The sequence below is a fragment of the Pseudomonas sp. PS01300 genome, assembly GCF_029960155.1.
Lineage (GTDB): Bacteria > Pseudomonadota > Gammaproteobacteria > Pseudomonadales > Pseudomonadaceae > Aquipseudomonas > Aquipseudomonas palmensis.
Genome location: NZ_JASCPN010000004.1, coordinates 138,164 through 157,486, shown reverse-complemented (window position 1 = coordinate 157,486; position 19,323 = coordinate 138,164). Strand labels below are relative to the sequence as shown.

The window sequence follows — 19,323 nt, the reverse complement described above, 5'->3', positions numbered from 1 at the left end:
CTTACTTTCTGAGCAGGCGCAAGCCGTTGAATACCACCAGCAAGCTCACGCCCATGTCGGCGAACACCGCCATCCACAAGGTCGCCATGCCGGTGAAGGTGATCGCCAGGAAGATCGCCTTGATGCCCAGGGCCAGAACGATGTTCTGCACCAGGATCGCCGCGCTTTGCCGCGAGAGCCTGACGAACGCCGGGATTTTGCGCAAGTCGTCATCCATCAGTGCCACGTCTGCGGTTTCGATGGCGGTGTCGGTACCGGCCGCCGCCATGGCAAACCCGATCTCGGCGCGCGCCAGCGCCGGGGCATCGTTGATGCCGTCGCCGACCATGCCGACCCGATGGCCCTGGGCGTACAGGTCTTCGATGGCCTTGAGCTTGTCGGCCGGCAGCAGGTTGCCGCGAGCCTCATCGATGCCCACCTGCGCGGCGATGGCCTCGACGGTGTGCGGATTGTCGCCGGTGAGCATGACGGTCTTGATACCCAGTGCATGCAACTGCGCAATCGCCTCGCGGCTGCTTTCCTTGACCGTATCGGCCACGGCGAACAGCGCCAGCGGGCCGGAGGCGTCGAGCAGCAGCACCACGGTCTTGCCCTGGCGCTCCAGCTCATCGAGCTGGGCTTCCAGTTCGGGCGAGCACAGGCCCAGTTCCTCGACCAGGCGATGGTTGCCCAGGTGGTACAGCACGCCGTCGATCCTGCCGCCCACGCCACGGCCCATCAGGGCCTGGAACTCGCTGACCTCGGCCAGCGGCTGATCGCCGTACTGCTGTGCGATGGCCATCGACACCGGGTGATCGGAACGAGCGCCCAGGCTCGCGGCGATGTGCTGGGCGCGGCCTTCGAAGCGCGCATCGAGCACGTGGTAGTCGGTTTGCACCGGTTTGCCGTGGGTGATGGTGCCGGTCTTGTCCAGCGCCAGGAAGCTGAGCTTGCGCCCGCCCTCCAGGTACACGCCGCCCTTGATCAGGATGCCCTTGCGCGCTGCGGCGGCCAGGCCGCTGACGATGGTCACCGGGGTCGAGATCACCAGCGCGCACGGGCACGCCACCACCAGCAGCACCAGCGCACGGTAGATCCAGTCGAACCACAGGCCGCCGAAGAACAGCGGTGCCACCACGGCCACCGCCAGTGCCAGCACGAACACCACCGGGGTGTAGATGCGCGAGAACTGGTCGACGAAGCGCTGGGTCGGGGCGCGGGCGCCCTGGGCTTGCTCCACGGCCTTGATGATGCGGGCCAGGGTCGACTGGCCGGCGGCGGCGGTCACGCGGTACTCCAGCGCACCGGACTGGTTGATGGTGCCGGCGAACACCTTGTCGCCGGGGCCCTTCTCCACCGGCAGGCTTTCGCCGGTGATCGGCGCCTGGTCGATGCTGGACTGGCCTTGCAGCACTTCGCCGTCCAGGCCGATACGTTCGCCTGGGCGCACGCGCACGGTGGCGCCAAGGGCCACCTGGCGCACGTCGACCTCCTGCCATTGGCCGTTGGCCTGGCGCACGGTGGCCAGGTCCGGGGCCAGTTGCATCAGGCCGCCGATGGCGTTGCGTGCACGGTCCAGCGAGCGCGCCTCGATCAGTTCGGCCAGGGTGAACAGCACCATCACCATGGCCGCTTCCGGCCACTGGCCGATCAGCACGGCGCCGGTCACGGCGATGCTCATCAGTGCGTTGATGTTCAGGTTGCGGTTCTTCAGGGCAATCCAGCCCTTCTTGTAGGTGCCCAGGCCGCAGCCGAGGATGGCCGCCAGCGCCAGCAGGGCCACGGCCCATTCCGGGGCGGCATTGGTGAAGTGGACGATCTCGGCGGCGAGTGCGGCGACACCGGACAGCGCCAGCGGCCACCAGGCTTTCTTCGGCGCAGCCACTGCGTCGCTGCCGGCCTCGCCCGCATCGTCGAGCGGTTCGGCGTGCATGCCCAGCGAGGTGATCGCCTGCTCGATGCCGCGGGTGTCGGGGTGGGTATGCGTGACGCCGAGGATACGGTTGATCAGGTTGAATTCCAGCTGCTCGACGCCGTCGAGCTTGCCCAGCTTGTTCTGGATCAGGGTCTGCTCGGTCGGGCAGTCCATGGCCTCGATCCGGAAGCGGCTCAGCCGCGCATCGCTGCTGGTGGTTTCACGCAGCTGCACCAGGGCCGGTGCGGCGGCGCCGGAGCAGCAGCTGCCGTGGGCAGGCGCGGCAGGCGCGGGGCTGGCGTGGTCGTGGTCCGCGTGGTCGTGGGCATGATCGTGGCTATGTTCATGCTTGTGATCGTGCGCGTGGCCGACGTGGTCGGGGCTGACAGGCTGGTTCATGTGGTTCATCCCTAAAGGTCCTGTTGCCAAGTGAACACCCTGTAGCCACTATAGGGTCAAGCAACCAACCGAGGTATTTTGCAGATGAAGATCGGAGAGCTGGCCAGGGCCACCGACTGCCCGGTGGAAACCATTCGCTACTACGAGCGTGAAAGCCTCTTGCCAGAGCCTGCGCGCAGCGAGGGCAACTACCGGCTGTATACCCAGGCGCACGTGGAGCGGCTGACCTTCATCCGCAACTGCCGCACGTTGGACATGACCCTGGAAGAGATCCGCAGCCTGCTGCGCCTGCGCGACAGCCCGGAGGACCAGTGCGAAAGCGTGAATGCGCTGATCGACGAGCATATCCAGCACGTGAAGGCGCGCATCGACGGGTTGGTGGCATTGCAGGGGCAGTTGCTGGAGTTGCGCCAGCATTGCCGGGCGCAGGAAACGCAGTGCTCGATCCTGCAGCATCTGGAGGTGAACGGTGCGGTGACAGCCCCGGAGGCGGAGCATTCGCATGTGGGGCGCAGCCATGGGCACTGACTGAGGGCCCTTTCGCCAGCAAGGCTGGCTCCTACAGGGGATCGCGGTGATCCTTGTAGGAGCCAGCCTTGCTGTCGAAGCGGTATGGCGCGCTTAAACCGCCATCGGCGCCGTCATCGGCGCATGGTGCTCGTAGCCTTCCAGGCTGAAGTCGCTCGGCTCGATCTTCTCCAGCCACTCAGGCTCGTACACACCCGTCTTGGCATACTCCGGCACGCGGTCGGAGATCACCAGCTTCGGCGCCGCCAGCGGCTCGCGCTTGAGCTGTTCGGTGAGCATGTCCAGGTGGTTCTCATACACGTGCGCATCACCGATGAAGTAGGTGAACCAGCGCGGCGTGTAGCCGGTCAGGCGGCCCACCAGCGACAGCAGCGCGGCGCCTTCGGTGAGGTTGAACGGCGTGCCCAGGCCCAGGTCGTTGGAGCGGATGTAGAGGGTCAGGGAAATCTCCTTGGTCTCCACGTTCGGGTGAAACTGATAAAGCAGGTGGCACGGCGGCAACGCCATCTCGTCCAGCTGCGCACAGTTCCAGCCATGGAACAGGATGCGGCGGCTGCCCGGGTCGTTGTGGATGGTGTCGATGCACTGGCGAATCTGGTCGATGGCCTTGTACAGCACCACGAACGCCTCGCCCTCTTCTTCTGCCTCGGCAATCTTCACGAAGCCATTGCTCTGCGCCAGCTCGATGGCCGCCGGGTTGCTCAGCGGGATGCGCTTGTAGGCCGGCCACTGGCGCCATTGCACGCCGTAGATCTCGCCCAGGTCGTCATGCCCCTGGCGGAACGGGTTGGCCAGCCACTGGGCGTTCTCGTTGGCGTTCTGGTCCCAGACCTTGCAGCCCAGTTCACGGAATTCGCCGGCGTTCTTCACGCCACGCAGAAAGCCCACCATTTCGCCGATCGCCGACTTGAACGCCAGACGGCGGGTGGTGATGGCCGGGAAACCCTTCTGCAGGTCGAAACGCAGCATGGCGCCCGGCAAGCTGATGGTGCGCACGCCGGTACGGTTGCCCTGCAGGGTGCCGTTCTCGATCACATCACGCACCAGCTCTAGATATTGCTTCATGTCTTACCTGTCTCGATACCGGCAGGGGCCAGGCCCCTGCCGGGAAAATTAAAGCGCGGCGCCCTTGGCACTCGGCGCGCGGCGGTAGGCCAGCCAGATCAGCGCGATACCGGCGACGATCATCGGCACGCACAGCACCTGCCCCATGGTCAGCCAGCCGAAGGCCAGGTAACCCAGCTGCGCATCCGGCACCCGCACGAACTCGACGATGAAGCGGAAGATGCCGTAGAACAGCGCGAACATCCCGGAAACCGCCATGGTCGGGCGCGGTTTACGCGAGTACAGCCACAGAATCAGGAATAGTGCCACACCTTCCAGGGCGAACTGGTACAGCTGCGACGGGTGACGCGGCAATTGCGCCGGGTCGCTGAACGGCGGGAACACCATGGCCCACGGCACGTCGGTGGCCTTGCCCCACAGCTCGGCGTTGATGAAGTTGCCAATGCGCCCGGCACCCAGGCCGATTGGCACCAGCGGCGCAACGAAGTCCATCAGCTCGAAGAACGACTTGTTGTTGCGCTTGCCGAACCACAGCGCCGCCAGCATCACGCCGATGAAGCCGCCATGGAACGACATGCCGCCCTTCCACACCTCGAAGATCAGCGTCGGGTTGGCCAGGTACGCGCTCAGGTCATAGAACAGCACGTAGCCCAGGCGCCCGCCGACGATCACGCCCATGGACAGCCAGAACACCAGGTCGGAGAGTTTCTCGCGGCTCCAGGTGGGGTCGAAGCGGTGCAGCCGGCGCGACGCCAGCAGCCACGCGCCGCCGATGCCGATCAGGTACATCAGGCCGTACCAGTGGATTTTCAGCGGCCCGATGGCCAGTGCCACGGGATCGATCTGCGGGTAAGGCAGCATGGTGACTCCTCTCGTTAAAGCAAAAAGCTCAGGCCTACACAGAACAGCAGTGCGGCGAACAGCCGCTTGAGCAGGCGTGGCGACAGTTTATGCGCTAGGCGCGCACCGAAACGGGCAAAGAACATGCTGGTCAGGGCAATCCCGAGCAGCGCCGGCAAATACACGAAGCCCAGGCTGTTGGGCGGCAGGTGCGCCTCGTCCCAGCCCAGCACGATGAAACTCAGGGCACTGGCCACCGCAATCGGAAAACCACAGGCCGAGGACGTGGCCACCGCCTGCTGCATGGGCAGGCTGCGCCAGGTCAGGAAGGGCACGGTGAGCGAGCCGCCGCCGATGCCGAAGATCGCCGAGGCCCAGCCCACCACGCCGCCGGCGGCGGTCAGGCCAAGCTTGCCGGGTACGCCGCGGCTGGCCTTGGGCTTGAGGTCCAGGGCCATCTGCACGGCCACCACCAGGGCGAACACGCCGATGATCTTCTGCAGGTGCGGGCCCTGGATCAGCGAGGCGGTCTTGGCCCCGACCCCGGCGCCGAGCAGGATGCCCACGGTCATCCACACGAAGATCGGCCACTGCACCGCGCCGCGGCGGTGGTGCTCGAGGATGGCGTTGACCGAGGTGAAGACAATGGTCGCCAGCGACGTGCCGACTGCCAGGTGGGTCAGCACCGAGGCGTCGAAGCCCTGCAGGGTGAAGCTCAGTACCAGCACCGGCACGATGATGATGCCGCCGCCCACGCCGAACAGCCCGGCCAGTACACCTGCACAGGCGCCCAGCACCAGATAGATCACAAATTCCATTGTCGACCCCCAAAATCAGTTCGGCATGGTAACGGAAGGTGGGCCTGTGGCTCTAGTGAAGACACGTTTAGTCGATGGATAGCGAACGCCAGTGTGGGTAGAGTGGCTGAAAACACTGGGAGCGAACCTATGTGTCTGATTGCTTTTGCATGGCGCCCGGGGCATGCCCGGCCGCTGATCGTCGCGGCCAACCGTGACGAGTTCTATGCCCGCCCCAGCCAGGCGCTGGGGGCGTGGGAGGATGCGCCGGGGGTGTATGCCGGACGTGACCTGGAGGCTGGCGGCAGCTGGCTGGGGGTCGGACCGGGCGGGCGCTTTGCGGCGCTGACCAATATTCGGGACCCGCAGCAGGCGCAGGGTGCGCGCTCGCGCGGCGAGCTGGTGGCGGGGTTTCTGCGCGGCGAGCTGGGGGTGGAGGCTTACCTGGACCATGTGGCCAGCCGCAGCAGCCAGTATTCGGGATTCAACCTGCTGGTAGGGGACGCCGGGCAGCTGGGGTACCTGAATGCGCAGGAGGCGGCGCCGGTGCTGCTGGGCGAGGGGGTGTACGGCTTGTCGAATGCCGGGCTGGATACGCCGTGGCCGAAACTGCTGAAGATGCGGGCTGCGCTCGAAGACCAGCTGCAGGACCCGCGACCACAGCGGCTGCTGGCGTTGCTGGGGGATGAGCAGCAGGCCGAAGAGGCCGAGCTGCCGCAGACCGGTGTGGGGCTGGCGACCGAGCGGTTGCTGTCGAGCGTGTTCATTGCCAGCCAGAACTACGGGACGCGGGCGAGTACGGTGTTGATTGTCGAGGCGGATGGCAGCAGGTTGATGGTGGAGCGCAGCTTTGGGCCGTTTGGAGGGCAGCTGGGAGAGGTCACCCTGCAGGTTTGACGCTTTCGCCGGCAAGGCCGGCTCCTACATCGACCTCCTGTAGGAGCCGGCCTTGCCGGCGAAGGGCCGCGAAGCGGTCCCGGCTTCACAGGGTCTTGGAAGCCCCAGGATTGATCATCCGCGACAGCCCCAGGTTCTTCAGCGCCAGTTGCAGCGAGCTGTGGATAACCTGCGGGTTATCGATACCCATCGCCTGCTCCAGCAATTCCCTGGATTTGCTCATGCTGATCTGACGCAGCATCCATTTCACTTTCGGCAGGTTGGTGGCGTTCATCGACAGGCTGTCGAAGCCCATGGCCATCAGCAGCACCGCCGCTGCCGGGTCGCCAGCCATCTCGCCACAGATGCTCACCGGCTTGCCCTCGGCATGCGCCGCGGTCACCACGTGCTGCAAGGCCTGCAGCACCGCAGGGTGCAGGTAGTCATAGAGGTCGGCCACCCGCGGGTTGTTGCGGTCGACCGCCAGCAGGTACTGGGTCAGGTCGTTGGACCCCACCGACAGGAAGTCGACCATGCGCGCCAGCTCGCGGGTCTGGTAGACCGCCGCCGGAATCTCGATCATGACCCCCACAGGCGGCATCGGCACGTCGGTGCCTTCGTCGCGCACCTCGCCCCAGGCGCGGTGGATCAGGTGCAATGCCTCTTCCAGTTCGTGTATCCCGGAGATCATCGGCAGCAGGATGCGCAGGTTGTTCAGGCCTTCGCTGGCCTTGAGCATGGCGCGGGTCTGCACCAGGAAGATCTCCGGGTGGTCCAGCGTCACGCGGATACCGCGCCAACCCAGGAACGGGTTGTCCTCCTTGATCGGGAAGTACGACAGCGCCTTGTCACCCCCGATGTCCAGGCTGCGCATGGTCACCGGCAACGGGTGGAAGGCCGCCAGTTGCTCGCGATAGATCGCCAGCTGCTCCTTTTCGCTGGGGAAGCGCTGGTTGATCATGAACGGCACTTCGGTACGGTACAGCCCCACCCCTTCGGCGCCGCGCTGCTGCGCCCGCGCCACGTCGGCCAGCAGCCCGGTGTTGACCCACAGCGGCATGCGGTAGCCATCGAGCGTCTCGCACGGCAGTTCGCGCAGGGCGTCCAGGCCCTGGGCCAGCTGGCGCTCCTCCTCGACCACTTCGGTGTAGTGCTTGCGCAGCACTTCGCTGGGGTTGGTGTAGACGTCGCCCTTGTAGCCGTCGACGATCATCTGGATGCCGTCGACCTTCGAATACGGCAGATCGACCAGGCCCATCACCGTGGGGATGCCCATGGCACGCGCCAGGATCGCGACGTGGGAGTTGCCCGAGCCGAGAACCGACACCAGCCCCACCAGCTTGCCTTCGGGTACTTCGCCGAGCATGGCCGGGGTCAGCTCTTCGCTGATCAGGATGGTGTTGTCGGGGTACACCAGGGTCAGCTGGCGGGCTTCCTGCAGGTAGGCCAACAGGCGCCGGCCCAGGTCTTTGACATCGGAGGCGCGCTCGCGCAGGTAGGCGTCGTCCATCAGCTCGAAGCGGTTGACGTGCTCGCCCACCACCTGGCGCAAGGCGCCCTGGGCCCACTGGCCGGTCTTGATGACCTCCACCACCTCGCCGCCCAGGGCGACGTCTTCGAGCATCATCAGGTACACGTCGAACAGCGCACGCTCTTCGGGGCGCAGCTGGGTGGCGAGCTTGGCCGAGAGGTTGCGCATGTCGCTGCGCACGCCTTCGAGGGCGTTGTTGAACAGTTTGAGTTCGGCGTCGATGTCGGTGACGGTCTTGTCCGGCACCACGTCCAGGTCGGCCGGCGGCAGCATCACCACCGCCGTGCCCACCGCCGCCCCCGGCGAGCCCGGCACACCGACGAACTTGGCTTCCTGGATACCCTTGCCCTGGCGCCCCAGGCCGCGAATCGAGCCGGTGGCCTCGGCATGGGCGATAACCCCGGCCAGCTGCGCACTCATGGTGACCAGGAAGGCTTCTTCGCCCTCGTCGAACTGGCGACGTTCCTTCTGCTGGATGACCAGCACGCCCACCACGCGGCGGTGGTGGATGATGGGTGCACCGAGGAAGGAGGCAAAACGCTCTTCGCCGGTTTCGGCAAAGTAGCGATAACGCGGGTGATCGGCGGCGTTTTCCAGGTTCAGCGGTTCTTCGCGGGTACCCACCAGGCCCACCAGGCCTTCGTTGGGGGCCATGCTGACCTTGCCGATGGAGCGCTTGTTCAGGCCCTCGGTGGCCATCAGCACGAAGCGGTTGCTCTCCGGGTCGAGCAGGTAGACGGAACACACCTGGCTGCCCATGGCTTCTTTGACGCGTAACACAATGATCCCCAACGCCGTCTTGAGATCCTTGGCGGAGTTAACTTCCTGGACGATCTTGCGCAGCGTATTGAGCATGGCTCGGGGTCGAACTCCGTCGTCAGTCGCGCGCCAGCAGGCGCGGGGCAAGCTCTTTGAGAGCGCGGCGGTAAACCTCGCGCTTGAATGTCACCACCTGGCCCAACGGATACCAATAGCTGACCCAGCGCCACCCATCGAATTCCGGTTTACCGGTCAAATCCATCCGCACCCGCTGCTCGTTGGACACCAGGCGCAGAAGGAACCATTTCTGTTTCTGGCCGATGCACAGCGGTTGGCTGTGGGTACGCACCAGACGTTGGGGTAAACGATAACGCAACCAGCCACGGGTGCAGGCAAGAATTTCAACATCCTGCCGCTCCAGGCCCACTTCTTCATTCAGCTCGCGGTACAGGGCGTCTTCCGGCGTTTCCTCGGGGTTGATCCCGCCTTGTGGAAACTGCCAGGCATCCTGGTTGATCCGTCGAGCCCATAGCACCTGCCCGAGATCATTGGTCAGAATGATCCCGACATTGGGGCGAAAACCATCGGGGTCGATCACGGCAGCAACCTCGCAAACGCATGTCGCCGCATTGTTCCACAAAGCTTGCAACGCCAGCAACGCGCCGCTCCACCTTATGTGCATAGCAGATAAAAGTCCGTATTCTGTGGGCCTTTTCAGATGTTATGCGAGTGACTTCGATGCGCCTGGCTTTATTCGATCTGGACAACACGCTTCTGGGTGGCGACAGCGACCACGCCTGGGGCGATTACCTGTGCGAACGCGGGATTCTCGACCCCATCGCCTACAAGAACCGCAACGATGCGTTCTACCAGGACTACCTGGCCGGCAAGCTGGACCAGGGCGCGTACCTTGAATTCACCCTGGAGATCCTGGCCAGGACCGAAATGGCGCAACTCGACGAATGGCACCGCGACTTCATGCGCGACTGCGTCGAGCCGATCATCCTGCCCCAGGCCCTGGCGCTGCTGCAAAAGCACCGTGACGCAGGCGACAAGCTGGTGATCATCACCGCCACCAACCGCTTCATCACCGGCCCGATTGCCCAGCGCCTGGGCGTGGAGACCCTGCTGGCCACCGAGTGCGAGATGGTCGACGGTCGCTACAGCGGGCGCAGCATCGACGTGCCGTGCTTCCGTGAAGGCAAGGTGACGCGCCTGAACCGCTGGCTCGAAGAGAATGGCTTGAACCTGGACGACAGCTACTTCTATAGCGACTCGATCAACGACCTGCCGCTGCTGGAGCAGGTGGCCAACCCGGTGGCGGTGAACCCGGACCCGACCCTGCGTGCCGAAGCCGAGAAACGCGGCTGGCCGGTGATCAGCCTGCGCGATTGAGGTGTGACCATTCGCCGGCAAGGCCGGCTCCTACAGCGCAACGGGTGTAGGAGCCGGCCTTGCCGGCGAAGGCATCAGACGGGTTTTGCACCCATCAGCCCGGCAATCGCGATGAAGCACACGGCGCAGAACACCGCCAGGCCCAGCGTCACCTTCGGGTTGCCTGCGCCCGGCGCCGTGCGCAGCCGGTTAAGGCGCACACTCAGCCAGAACCAGCAGAACGCCCCCACCGTATAGATCAGGCTGGAGCCCAGCACCCAGGTCTGCCCCAATGGCCAGCCGATCAGGTGCACCAGCCACCAGCCACTGAACGGCATGCTCACCAGGCATACGCCCATCAGCAACCATACGAACAGCAAAGGCCGCTGCAACAGGCGCGTGTGCGCAGTCACGTCACCCTTGCGTCGTGCCAGCCAGACCCACAGCGCCAGGCCCAGGGCACTGCCCAGCAGCACGACCGTGGCCAGTACGTGGGCGATTTTCAGGCTTGTCAGCAATTCCATGTCTTCTTATTCCTCAGGCGTTGCCCAACAGCGTAGCCGTTCAGCCCAGAAACAGCCGGTACGCCGGGTTGTCGGTTTCATCCCAGTACGGGTAGCCGATCTTGGCCAGTGCCGCCGGCACCAGGTGGCGCTCATCATCCGGCACCTGCAGCCCGGCCACCACGCGACCATCGGCCGCGCCATGGTTGCGGTAGTGGAACATCGAGATGTTCCAGCGCCCACCCAGCTTGTTGAGGAAGTTGAACAGCGCCCCCGGCCGCTCCGGGAACTCGAAGCGCAGCACCAGCTCGTCGCTGACCCGCGCAGCGTGCCCGCCCACCATGTGGCGGATGTGCAGCTTGGCCAGCTCGTTGTCGGTCAGGTCCAGTACCGGGAAACCCTGCGCGGTCAGGCTGTGCAGCAGGGCACTGCGCGGGTCGGTGTCGGGGTGGGTCTGCACCCCGACAAAGATGTGCGCCTCGCCGTCGGCGTGGTAGCGGTAGTTGAATTCGGTGATCTGGCGCTTGCCGATGGCCTCGCAGAACGCCTTGAAGCTGCCCGGCTGTTCGGGGATGGTCACTGCGATGATCGCCTCGCGGCCCTCGCCCAGTTCGGCGCGCTCGGCCACATGGCGCAGGCGATCGAAGTTCACGTTGGCACCGGAGTCGATGGCCACCAGGGTCTGCCCGGTCACACCTCGCAGCTCAACGTATTTCTTGATGCCGGCAACGCCCAGCGCGCCGGCAGGTTCGGTGATCGAGCGGGTATCGTCGTAGATGTCCTTGATGGCCGCGCAGATCTCGTCGGTGCTGACGGTGATCACCTCGTCCACATGATCCTTGCAGATGTCGAAGGTGTGCTGGCCGATCTGCGCCACCGCCACGCCATCGGCGAACAGGCCCACCTGCGGCAGCACCACGCGCTCGCCGGCGGCCATGGCGGCCTGCAGGCAGTTGGAGTCGTCCGGCTCGACACCGATCACCTTGATCTCGGGGCGCAGGTATTTGACGTAGGCGGCAATGCCGGCGATCAGGCCGCCGCCGCCCACCGGCACGAAGATCGCGTCCAGCGGCCCGGGGTGCTGGCGCAGGATCTCCATGGCCACGGTGCCCTGCCCGGCGATGGTGTGCGGGTCGTCATAGGGGTGGATATAGACGAAGCCCTTTTCGTCCACCAGCTTGAGCGAGTAGGCCAGCGCCTCGGGGAACGAATCGCCATGCAGCACCACCTTGGCGCCCCGCGAGCGCACGCCTTCGACCTTGATCTCGGGGGTGGTCTTGGGCATCACGATGGTGGCCTTGATCCCCAGTTCACGGGCGGCCAGCGCCAGGCCCTGGGCATGGTTGCCGGCCGAGGCGGTGACCACGCCCCGCGCCAGTTCCTCGGCGCTCAACTGCGCCAGCTTGTTGTAGGCGCCGCGGATCTTGAACGAGAACACCGGCTGCAGGTCTTCGCGCTTGAGCAGCACGTGGTTGCCCAGGCGCTTGCTGAGCTGGCCGGCCGGTTGCAGCGGGGTTTCGACGGCGACGTCATAGACGCGCGAGGTGAGGATCTTCTTGACGTACTGTTCGAGCATCGGGAACGCATCACTGGGCAGCTGGGCGGGGCCTCGGAGTCTACCGCAGCGCCTGGTCGGGCGACCACAGCCAGTCTGTGGTTTTAGCCGCTATACTACGCGCCCTCACGATACCCCTGCCCGCTCCGGAGCCCGCATGACCCAGGACCAACTCAAACAGGCTGTCGCCCAGGCCGCTGTCGATTTCATTCTGCCCAAGCTCGATGACAAGAGCATCGTTGGCGTCGGCACCGGTTCGACCGCCAACTGCTTCATCGACGCCCTGGCGCTGCACAAGGGTGCGTTCGATGGTGCGGTCGCCAGCTCCGAGGCCACGGCTGCACGCCTGAAGGGCCACGGCATTCCGGTGTACGAGCTGAACACGGTCAGCGACCTGGAGTTCTATGTGGACGGTGCCGACGAGAGCGACGAGCGCCTGAACCTGATCAAGGGCGGTGGCGCAGCCCTGACCCGCGAGAAGATCGTCGCGGCCGTGGCCAAGACCTTCATCTGCATTGCCGACGCGAGCAAGCTGGTGCCGGTACTGGGCGCCTTCCCGCTGCCGGTCGAGGTGATCCCGATGGCGCGCAGCCATGTGGCACGTCAGCTGGTGAAACTGGGCGGCGACCCGGTGTACCGCGAAGGCGTGGTGACCGACAACGGCAACATCATCCTGGACGTGTTCAACCTGCAGATCACCAACCCGGTGGAGCTGGAAACCCAGATCAACGCGATCGTGGGCGTGGTGACCAACGGCCTGTTCGCGGCGCGCCCGGCGGACCTGCTGCTGCTGGGGACCGCGGACGGCGTGAAGACCCTGACCAAGTAAGCTTGCGGGGCGGCCTCATCGCGGGCCAAGCCCGCTCCCACAGGTTCGGTGTGATCTTGTGGGAGCGGGCTTGACCCGCAATACAGCCTACTCGGTCTTCCTGAATACGTAGAACAGGTTCGGCTCGCTCACCACATACAGCGTCCCGGCATCGTCCAGCGCAATCCCCTCGGCCTGCGGCACGCTCGCCTTCAACCCGGCAGACCCCTTGCGCAGCGACAGGCTGCTGATCGGCTTGCCCTTCACGTCCAGCTCCAGCACCAGTTGCGATTCGTCCGACAGGGCCAGCAGATGCCCGCTGCGCTCGTCGAACTGCAAGCTCGACAGGTCTCTCACGAACAACCGCGAATCACGCTTGCGGTCCTGCACCACGTGCACCGCATAGGGCTGCTCCGGATTGTCATGGGGAAACCCGTGCACCTCGTAGATCAGCATCGGGTCGCGCTCCTTGGCCACGAACAGGCGCTTGCCGCCCGAGTCGTAGGCCAGCCCTTCGAAACCCTTGTTGCCGTTCAGGCCGATGCCCAGGGTAAGCTGCTCGGCATCCTTGGCATCCAGGAACGCGGTATCGGGCGCCACATGCACCCGGATCAGGCGCTGCTCGCGCTCGTCGGTGATCACGAAACTGCCCGGCCCCACATACTCCACCGCCTCGGGGTCGCCGAAACCGGTCAGGGGGATGCGCCGCACGATGCGCCCCTCCAGCGACAGCTCGATCAGCTCGGGGTTCTTGTTGGTGACCGTGTACAGGCTGTTGCGGTCCGGGTCGAAGGTCAGCGCCGAAATATCCGCCTGCAGCCCCTCGACCGGACGTGCCTCGACCACCACCTGGTAGCGGCTCAGCCCCATGCCCTGCTCGGCCGGCTGCCACCAGGCCTTGAGGTCGAACCAGGCACGCTCGAACACGCGGTGCTGCTGCCCCGCCACGCCCAGGGCGGCAAGGGCCAGCAGACTGAAAACAAGAAAGACCAGGGGCAGGTAACGACGCATTCGGGAAGACTCGGCAGGGTTCGGGCGTCATCTAACCATAGCCAACTGAATCGAAGCTTAATGCCACTATGCGGGAGTCACTGCTTGCGAAAGCGGTAGAACAGGTTCGGCTCACTGACGATGTACAGGGTGCCCTGGTCGTCCATGGCCACGCCCTCGGCGCGAGGGATGCGCTTTTTCAGGCCGTTGAAACCGCCGAGCAGGGTCATGAAGCTGACCTGCTCGCCCCGCTCGTCCAGCTCCAGCAGCATGTTCGAGTCGGCCGACAGCACCAGCATGTGCCCGGTACGCGGGTCGACCCCCAGCGCCGAGAGGTTGCGCAGGTCCAGCTCGTCACTGGGCAGCGGCTGCTTGTCGCCGGTCAGCGGCGAACGGCCATCGGTGCGCCAGGTGAACAGCCGCGGCGGACGCTCCTCGCCCAGCACGAGGCGCTGGTTGCGCGGGTCCCAGGCAATCGCCTCGAAGGCCTTGTTCTGATTGGCCGAAGGGCCCAGGTCGTATTGCGTGAAATCCTTGATGTTCAGTGCCTGGGTGCTGTCGTCCAGGCTGACGATGGTCATGGTGTGATCACGCTCGTCGACAATGGCCAACCGCCCGTCCGCCAGCACCGCAACCCCCTCGGGGTTGCTCCAGCCGTGAAGTGGCAGCTTGCGCAGCACATCGCCGCCCAGGGTCAGCTCGACCAGGAACGGGTTCTTGCCCATGACGGCGAACAGGGTCTTGCGCTGGGGGTCGTAGGCCACGTCGGAGGCCTCGTCGTCCTCCATGCCCGGCAGCACCTTGGCGTCGATATCGACCGTATAGCCCGGCAGCCAGATACTGGCCTGCTGTTCGCTCACCGACTCGAAACGCTCCTGCAGCCACAGCAGGCCACGGTCGTCCCAGTGCATGGCGATGGCCACGCCATAGCCGATCACCGCAGCCGTCACCAGCCAGGTAGACCAGCGCAACAGGAGACGACGCTTGCGCACAGGAGGGAGCGAACCGCTGGAAGGATAAGGTGTGGCCATCAGGTATTCCCGTTGTTTTTTTAGCCTGGCACGCAACACGCAGGCACGTTCACAAGGTTGATTCGCGGGGATTATCCGGATCATTTGTGAAAAAAACGGCAACGCCCGATCAAAGGCCGGGGAAAAGGTGGCAGTCGGCTATCGACTGCCACCCGGGGCAGGTCAGCGAACGCTGCCCTCGAAACGGCTCACACCGGGCAGTTCCAGCACCAGCTCATCGCCAGCGCTCAGCGGCCCGACGCCGGCCGGCGTACCGGTGAGGATCACGTCACCCGCCTGCAGCGCGAACTGCGAGGCCATGTGCTGGATCATCGGCACGATCGGGTTGAGCATCAGCGCGCTGTTGCCGTCCTGGCGCACCTCGCCGTTGATGCTCAGGCGAATGCCGATATCGGCCAGGTCCTCGAATGTGCTGCCAACCACGAAGGGCGTCAGCACGCAGGCGCCGTCGAAGCACTTGGCGCGCTCCCAGGGCAGGCCCTTTTCCTTGAGCTGCGCCTGCAGGTCACGCAGGGTCAGGTCCAGTGCCGGGGCGAAGCCGGAGATGGCGTCGAGCACTTCTTCTTCGGTAGGCGCCGGCGACAGCGACTTGCCCAGCAGCACCGCGATTTCCGCCTCGTAGTGCACCGAGCCACGCTCGGCCGGGATCTTGAACCCGCCTTCCAGCGATACCACGCAACTGCCCGGCTTGATGAACAGCAGCGGCTCGGTCGGAATCGGGTTGTCCAGCTCTTTGGCGTGCTCGGCGTAGTTGCGACCGATGCACACCACCTTGCCCACCGGCAGATGAGTACGCGTGCCGTCTACATACTGGTGCTGATAGTTCATTGCCGACTCCTGGAACGATGTTATTGGCGCTGCGGGGTTCACTCGACGGCGAAGATCTTGCCCGGGTTCATGATCCCGTTGGGGTCGAACACCGCCTTCACTGCCTTCATGTACTCGATCTCGACCGGCGAACGGCTGTAGGTCAGGTAGTCACGCTTGGTCATGCCCACGCCGTGTTCGGCCGAAATCGAGCCGTTGTACTTCTCTACCGTCTCGAACACCTGCTTGTTGACCACCGCGCAACGGGAGAAGAACTCGTCCTTGCTCATGTCGTCGGGCTTGAGGATGTTCAGGTGCAGGTTGCCGTCGCCGATGTGGCCGTACCACACCACCTCGAAGTCGGGGTAGCGTTCGGCGACGATCGCGTCGATATCCTTGAGGAACGCCGGCACCTTCGACACGGTTACCGAAATGTCGTTCTTGTACGGGGTCCAGTGCGAGATGGTCTCGGAGATGTACTCGCGCAGCTTCCACAGGTTCTGCAGTTGCTGCTGGCTCTGGCTCATCACGCCGTCCAGTACCCAGCCCTGCTCGACGCAGTGCTCGAAGGTGGCCAGGGCTTCGTTGGCCACTTCCTCGGTGCTGGCTTCGAATTCCAGCAGCGCGTAGAACGGGCAATCGGTCTCGAACGGCGCAGGCACGTCGCCGCGGCCCAGCACCTTGGCCAGGGCCTTGTCGGAAAGAAATTCGAAGGCGGTCAGGTCGAGCTTGCCACGGAAGGCGTGCAGCACCGGCATGATGGAGTCGAAATCAGGCGTGCCCAGCACCATCGCGGTGAGGTTGTTGGGTGCCCGGTCCAGGCGCATGGTGGCCTCGACCACGAAGCCCAGGGTACCTTCGGCGCCGATGAACAGCTGGCGCAGGTCGTAGCCGGTGGCGTTCTTGATCAGGTCCTTGTTCAGCTCGAGCAGGTCGCCCTTGCCGGTCACGACCTTGAGGCCAGCTACCCAGTTGCGGGTCATGCCGTAGCGAATCACCTTGATACCGCCGGCATTGGTGCCGATATTGCCGCCAATCTGGCTGGAACCTGCCGACGCGAAGTCGACCGGGTAGTACAGGCCCTTGTCCTCGGCAAAATTCTGCAGCTGCTCGGTGATCACGCCAGGCTGGCATACCACGCTGCGGTCGAATTCGTTGAAGTCGAGAATCTGGTTCATGTAGTCGAACGCCACCACCACTTCGCCATTGGCGGCTACTGCGGCAGCCGACAGGCCGGTGCGCCCGCCCGACGGCACCAGGGCGACCTGGCGCTGGTTGGCCCAGCGCACGATGGCCTGAACCTGTTCGGTGCTCTTGGGGAACACGATGGCCAGAGGGGCTGGAGCAAAATGCTTGGTCCAGTCCTTGCCGTACGCATCAAGTGAAGCAGCGTCGGTCAGGACCTTTCCAGGCTCAACCAGGGTCATCAGCTCATCCAACAGCGCACGATCGGTCATCTACAGAACTCTCGAACAATTCATGGTCACCCTGAGCACGTTTCACGTGCCAGGGATGGGCGTAAACAGGGGTGCCTATGCTAGCATACGCACCCCCGCAGATCGTGCCGAAAGCCGATGCTGCGAGCGCTTCTTTCCCTGCCATTTTTCTCCGGGACACAGGTTTACGCAGATGAGCAAGACTTCTCTCGATAAGAGCAAGATCAAGTTCCTTCTCCTCGAAGGCGTCCACCAATCCGCCGTGGACGTCCTCAAGGCCGCCGGGTACAGCAACATCGAATACCTCACCGGCTCCCTGCCGGACGCGCAACTGAAGGAAAAGATCGCCGATGCCCACTTCATCGGCATTCGCTCTCGCACCCAGCTGACCGAAGAGGTCTTCGACTGCGCCAAGAAACTGGTCGCTGTCGGCTGTTTCTGCATCGGCACCAACCAGGTCGACCTGGACGCCGCTCGCGAGCGCGGCATCGCCGTGTTCAACGCGCCTTACTCCAACACCCGTTCGGTTGCCGAGCTGGTACTGGCCGAAGCGATCCTGCTGCTGCGCGGCATCCCCGAGAAGAACGCTTCCTGCCACCGTGGCGGCTGGATCAAGAGCGCGGCCAACTCCTTCGAGATCCGTGGCAAGAAGCTGGGCATCGTCGGCTACGGCTCGATCGGCACCCAGCTGTCGGTACTGGCCGAAAGCCTGGGCATGCAGGTGTTCTTCTTCGACCCGCTGACCAAGCTGCCGCTGGGCAACGCGACCCAGGTCGCCAGCCTGCACGAGCTGCTGGGCCTGGCCGACATCGTCTCGCTGCACGTTCCTGAGCTGCCATCCACCCAGTGGATGATCGGCGAGAAGGAAATCCGCGCGATGAAAAAGGGCGCGATCCTGATCAACGCCGCCCGTGGCACCGTGGTCGAGCTGGACCACCTGGCCGCCGCGATCAAGGACAAGCACCTGATCGGCGCCGCCATCGACGTGTTCCCGGTAGAGCCGCGCTCCAACGACGAGCAGTTCGAAAGCCCGCTGCGTGGCCTGGACAACGTGATCCTGACCCCGCACATCGGTGGTTCCACCGCCGAGGCCCAGGCCAACATCGGCCTGGAAGTGGCCGAGAAGCTGGTCAAGTACAGCGACAACGGTACCTCCGTGTCGTCGGTCAACTTCCCTGAAGTGGCCCTGCCGGCGCACCCGGGCAAGCACCGCCTGCTGCACATCCACCAGAACATTCCGGGCGTGCTCAGCGAGATCAACAAGGTGTTCGCGGAAAACTCGATCAACATCTCCGGTCAGTTCCTGCAGACCAACGAGAAGGTCGGCTACGTGGTGATCGACGTCGATGCCGAGTACTCGGACCTGGCGCAAGAGAAGCTGCAGCACATCAACGGCACCATCCGTTCGCGCGTGCTGTTCTAAACGCTTCGCCGGCAACACCGATACAAATGAAAAAGGCGACCCTCGGGTCGCCTTTTTTCATGCCCGCGATTTACTTCACGGTCACGGTGATCTTCTTCGATTCCACGCTTGGCTTGAACGGCACGTGGAACTTGTCGCCCAGCACCAGTTGCAGGGTGTGCTTGCCAGGGGCCAGGGTCAGCTGGGTTTCGGTCTGCGCCTTGCCAAAGTGCAGTACCTGCGGGCCGGCGGGCAGCGGCTGGCCGTTTTCCGGCATCAGGCTGGTGGGCAGCACCTGGTCGGCAGCCGGCGCCTTGTCGACGTCCACCAGCAGGTGATGATGGCCGCTATGCGGGGTGGCGTCGCCGGCCGGCTTGAGTTCCATGCCTTCGATGCCAAACTTGACGGTGAAGGTCTTGTCGACGGTGGCGCCATCGGCCGGGGAAACGATGAATACCTTGGCATCCTTGGGTGGTGCCTGGCTCACCAGGCCTTCGGCGGCGGCCAGCGCGGACACGCCCATCAACAAACCAGCGACGGCAGCACGCGAAAATAGGCTCTTCATTCACTTCTCCTGTGATTTACTTCGGTAACCCTTACCCCTGAATACCAGGGCAACGGTTCATTACGATAGATCAATTGCGCCAAGGCAAGCTTTAAAAAACGCCACGGAAAAATCTTCCCTGGCATCTAACATCCTCGGCCAAGTGCGGTCCTAGACACTGTTC

General features: G+C 64.4%; 18 protein-coding genes. 5 read left to right on the top strand and 13 right to left on the bottom strand.

The features are described from left to right. Position 1: 1 nt before the first annotated feature. The gene (locus QMX96_RS04040; RefSeq protein ID WP_282361204.1) at positions 2-2,293 is read right to left on the bottom strand and encodes a heavy metal translocating P-type ATPase; all 2,292 of its coding nucleotides are present in this window, start codon (positions 2,291-2,293) and stop codon (positions 2-4) included. An 84-nt stretch (positions 2,294-2,377) separates the two neighbouring features. Between QMX96_RS04040 and cadR the strand changes: the two genes are divergently transcribed. Further along, positions 2,378-2,821 carry a Cd(II)/Pb(II)-responsive transcriptional regulator gene (gene cadR / locus QMX96_RS04035; RefSeq protein WP_043863455.1) on the top strand — a complete coding sequence of 148 codons (444 nt, stop codon included), beginning with the start codon at positions 2,378-2,380 and terminating at the stop codon, positions 2,819-2,821. Between the two features lie 93 nt (positions 2,822-2,914). Here cadR and QMX96_RS04030 read toward each other — a convergent pair whose 3' ends face one another. Genes QMX96_RS04030 through QMX96_RS04020 form a run of 3 tightly spaced genes read right to left on the bottom strand, consistent with a single transcriptional unit; the run spans position 2,915 to position 5,544 of the window. Then, positions 2,915-3,886 (bottom strand): thymidylate synthase, encoded by a 972-nt coding sequence (locus QMX96_RS04030; protein WP_043863454.1) that lies wholly within the window; start codon positions 3,884-3,886, stop codon positions 2,915-2,917. Positions 3,887-3,934: 48 nt separating this feature from the next. Continuing rightward, positions 3,935-4,747, bottom strand: coding sequence for a prolipoprotein diacylglyceryl transferase (lgt, locus tag QMX96_RS04025; RefSeq protein ID WP_088514634.1), 813 nt, complete (start codon positions 4,745-4,747; stop codon positions 3,935-3,937). Between the two features lie 14 nt (positions 4,748-4,761). After that, on the bottom strand, positions 4,762-5,544 hold the full coding sequence (locus tag QMX96_RS04020) for a sulfite exporter TauE/SafE family protein (protein ID WP_088514633.1): 783 nt from the start codon (positions 5,542-5,544) through the stop codon (positions 4,762-4,764). 129 nt (positions 5,545-5,673) lie between these two features. Between QMX96_RS04020 and QMX96_RS04015 the strand changes: the two genes are divergently transcribed. Next, positions 5,674-6,420 carry an NRDE family protein gene (locus tag QMX96_RS04015; RefSeq protein ID WP_054915521.1) on the top strand — a complete coding sequence of 249 codons (747 nt, stop codon included), beginning with the start codon at positions 5,674-5,676 and terminating at the stop codon, positions 6,418-6,420. Between the two features lie 85 nt (positions 6,421-6,505). Here the strand turns inward: QMX96_RS04015 and ptsP are convergent, their stop codons facing one another. Together ptsP and QMX96_RS04005 are read right to left on the bottom strand one after the other, a co-directional pair. Beyond that, positions 6,506-8,785 (bottom strand): phosphoenolpyruvate--protein phosphotransferase, encoded by a 2,280-nt coding sequence (ptsP, locus tag QMX96_RS04010; RefSeq protein ID WP_043863450.1) that lies wholly within the window; start codon positions 8,783-8,785, stop codon positions 6,506-6,508. Positions 8,786-8,807: 22 nt separating this feature from the next. After that, positions 8,808-9,287, bottom strand: coding sequence for an RNA pyrophosphohydrolase (locus QMX96_RS04005; RefSeq protein WP_043863449.1), 480 nt, complete (start codon positions 9,285-9,287; stop codon positions 8,808-8,810). 140 nt (positions 9,288-9,427) lie between these two features. On the opposite strand from QMX96_RS04005, the gene QMX96_RS04000 reads away from it, so the two are divergent. Continuing rightward, positions 9,428-10,084: an HAD family hydrolase gene (locus QMX96_RS04000; RefSeq protein WP_043863448.1), complete on the top strand. Its 657-nt coding sequence runs from the start codon at positions 9,428-9,430 to the stop codon at positions 10,082-10,084. A 74-nt stretch (positions 10,085-10,158) separates the two neighbouring features. Here the strand turns inward: QMX96_RS04000 and QMX96_RS03995 are convergent, their stop codons facing one another. Both QMX96_RS03995 and ilvA read right to left on the bottom strand, forming a co-directional pair. Then, positions 10,159-10,587 carry a DUF2269 family protein gene (locus QMX96_RS03995; protein WP_043863447.1) on the bottom strand — a complete coding sequence of 143 codons (429 nt, stop codon included), beginning with the start codon at positions 10,585-10,587 and terminating at the stop codon, positions 10,159-10,161. A 40-nt stretch (positions 10,588-10,627) separates the two neighbouring features. After that, positions 10,628-12,142 carry a threonine ammonia-lyase, biosynthetic gene (ilvA, locus tag QMX96_RS03990; RefSeq protein ID WP_054915520.1) on the bottom strand — a complete coding sequence of 505 codons (1,515 nt, stop codon included), beginning with the start codon at positions 12,140-12,142 and terminating at the stop codon, positions 10,628-10,630. Between the two features lie 136 nt (positions 12,143-12,278). Between ilvA and rpiA the strand changes: the two genes are divergently transcribed. Next, complete coding sequence (rpiA, locus tag QMX96_RS03985) at positions 12,279-12,950, top strand: ribose-5-phosphate isomerase RpiA (RefSeq protein ID WP_058541765.1); 672 nt, start codon at positions 12,279-12,281, stop codon at positions 12,948-12,950. Between the two features lie 87 nt (positions 12,951-13,037). Here rpiA and QMX96_RS03980 read toward each other — a convergent pair whose 3' ends face one another. The 4 genes from QMX96_RS03980 to QMX96_RS03965 form a co-directional block, all read right to left on the bottom strand. Then, complete coding sequence (locus QMX96_RS03980) at positions 13,038-13,940, bottom strand: SdiA-regulated domain-containing protein (RefSeq protein ID WP_043863444.1); 903 nt, start codon at positions 13,938-13,940, stop codon at positions 13,038-13,040. Positions 13,941-14,017: 77 nt separating this feature from the next. Continuing rightward, entirely contained in the window at positions 14,018-14,950 is a 933-nt protein-coding gene (locus QMX96_RS03975) for an SdiA-regulated domain-containing protein (protein WP_282361203.1), read from the bottom strand. A gap of 162 nt (positions 14,951-15,112) precedes the next feature. Further along, a complete protein-coding gene (locus tag QMX96_RS03970) occupies positions 15,113-15,778 on the bottom strand; it encodes a fumarylacetoacetate hydrolase family protein (RefSeq protein WP_043863442.1) in 666 nt (221 codons plus the stop codon). Positions 15,779-15,816: 38 nt separating this feature from the next. Further along, on the bottom strand, positions 15,817-17,214 hold the full coding sequence (locus QMX96_RS03965) for an FAD-binding oxidoreductase (protein ID WP_043863441.1): 1,398 nt from the start codon (positions 17,212-17,214) through the stop codon (positions 15,817-15,819). A 172-nt stretch (positions 17,215-17,386) separates the two neighbouring features. Between QMX96_RS03965 and serA the strand changes: the two genes are divergently transcribed. Then, positions 17,387-18,616: a phosphoglycerate dehydrogenase gene (serA, locus tag QMX96_RS03960; protein WP_043863440.1), complete on the top strand. Its 1,230-nt coding sequence runs from the start codon at positions 17,387-17,389 to the stop codon at positions 18,614-18,616. 70 nt (positions 18,617-18,686) lie between these two features. Here the strand turns inward: serA and QMX96_RS03955 are convergent, their stop codons facing one another. Beyond that, on the bottom strand, positions 18,687-19,160 hold the full coding sequence (locus tag QMX96_RS03955; RefSeq protein WP_043863439.1) for a DUF4399 domain-containing protein: 474 nt from the start codon (positions 19,158-19,160) through the stop codon (positions 18,687-18,689). Positions 19,161-19,323: the final 163 nt, after the last annotated feature.

Excerpts from the sequence above, each read along its gene's own strand:
- cadR (WP_043863455.1), top strand. The coding sequence starts at position 2,378 with ATGAAGATCGGAGAGCTGGCCAGGGCCACCGACTGCCCGGTGGAAACC.
- QMX96_RS04015 (WP_054915521.1), top strand. The coding sequence starts at position 5,674 with ATGTGTCTGATTGCTTTTGCATGGCGCCCGGGGCATGCCCGGCCGCTG.
- ptsP (WP_043863450.1), bottom strand. The coding sequence starts at position 8,785 with ATGCTCAATACGCTGCGCAAGATCGTCCAGGAAGTTAACTCCGCCAAG.
- QMX96_RS03955 (WP_043863439.1), bottom strand. The coding sequence starts at position 19,160 with ATGAAGAGCCTATTTTCGCGTGCTGCCGTCGCTGGTTTGTTGATGGGC.
- QMX96_RS03995 (WP_043863447.1), bottom strand. The coding sequence starts at position 10,587 with ATGGAATTGCTGACAAGCCTGAAAATCGCCCACGTACTGGCCACGGTC.
- rpiA (WP_058541765.1), top strand. The coding sequence starts at position 12,279 with ATGACCCAGGACCAACTCAAACAGGCTGTCGCCCAGGCCGCTGTCGAT.
- lgt (WP_088514634.1), bottom strand. The coding sequence starts at position 4,747 with ATGCTGCCTTACCCGCAGATCGATCCCGTGGCACTGGCCATCGGGCCG.
- QMX96_RS04040 (WP_282361204.1), bottom strand. The coding sequence starts at position 2,293 with ATGAACCAGCCTGTCAGCCCCGACCACGTCGGCCACGCGCACGATCAC.
- QMX96_RS03975 (WP_282361203.1), bottom strand. The coding sequence starts at position 14,950 with ATGGCCACACCTTATCCTTCCAGCGGTTCGCTCCCTCCTGTGCGCAAG.
- QMX96_RS04000 (WP_043863448.1), top strand. The coding sequence starts at position 9,428 with ATGCGCCTGGCTTTATTCGATCTGGACAACACGCTTCTGGGTGGCGAC.
- QMX96_RS03980 (WP_043863444.1), bottom strand. The coding sequence starts at position 13,940 with ATGCGTCGTTACCTGCCCCTGGTCTTTCTTGTTTTCAGTCTGCTGGCC.
- QMX96_RS03970 (WP_043863442.1), bottom strand. The coding sequence starts at position 15,778 with ATGAACTATCAGCACCAGTATGTAGACGGCACGCGTACTCATCTGCCG.
- QMX96_RS03965 (WP_043863441.1), bottom strand. The coding sequence starts at position 17,214 with ATGACCGATCGTGCGCTGTTGGATGAGCTGATGACCCTGGTTGAGCCT.
- serA (WP_043863440.1), top strand. The coding sequence starts at position 17,387 with ATGAGCAAGACTTCTCTCGATAAGAGCAAGATCAAGTTCCTTCTCCTC.
- QMX96_RS04020 (WP_088514633.1), bottom strand. The coding sequence starts at position 5,544 with ATGGAATTTGTGATCTATCTGGTGCTGGGCGCCTGTGCAGGTGTACTG.
- ilvA (WP_054915520.1), bottom strand. The coding sequence starts at position 12,142 with ATGCTCGAACAGTACGTCAAGAAGATCCTCACCTCGCGCGTCTATGAC.
- QMX96_RS04030 (WP_043863454.1), bottom strand. The coding sequence starts at position 3,886 with ATGAAGCAATATCTAGAGCTGGTGCGTGATGTGATCGAGAACGGCACC.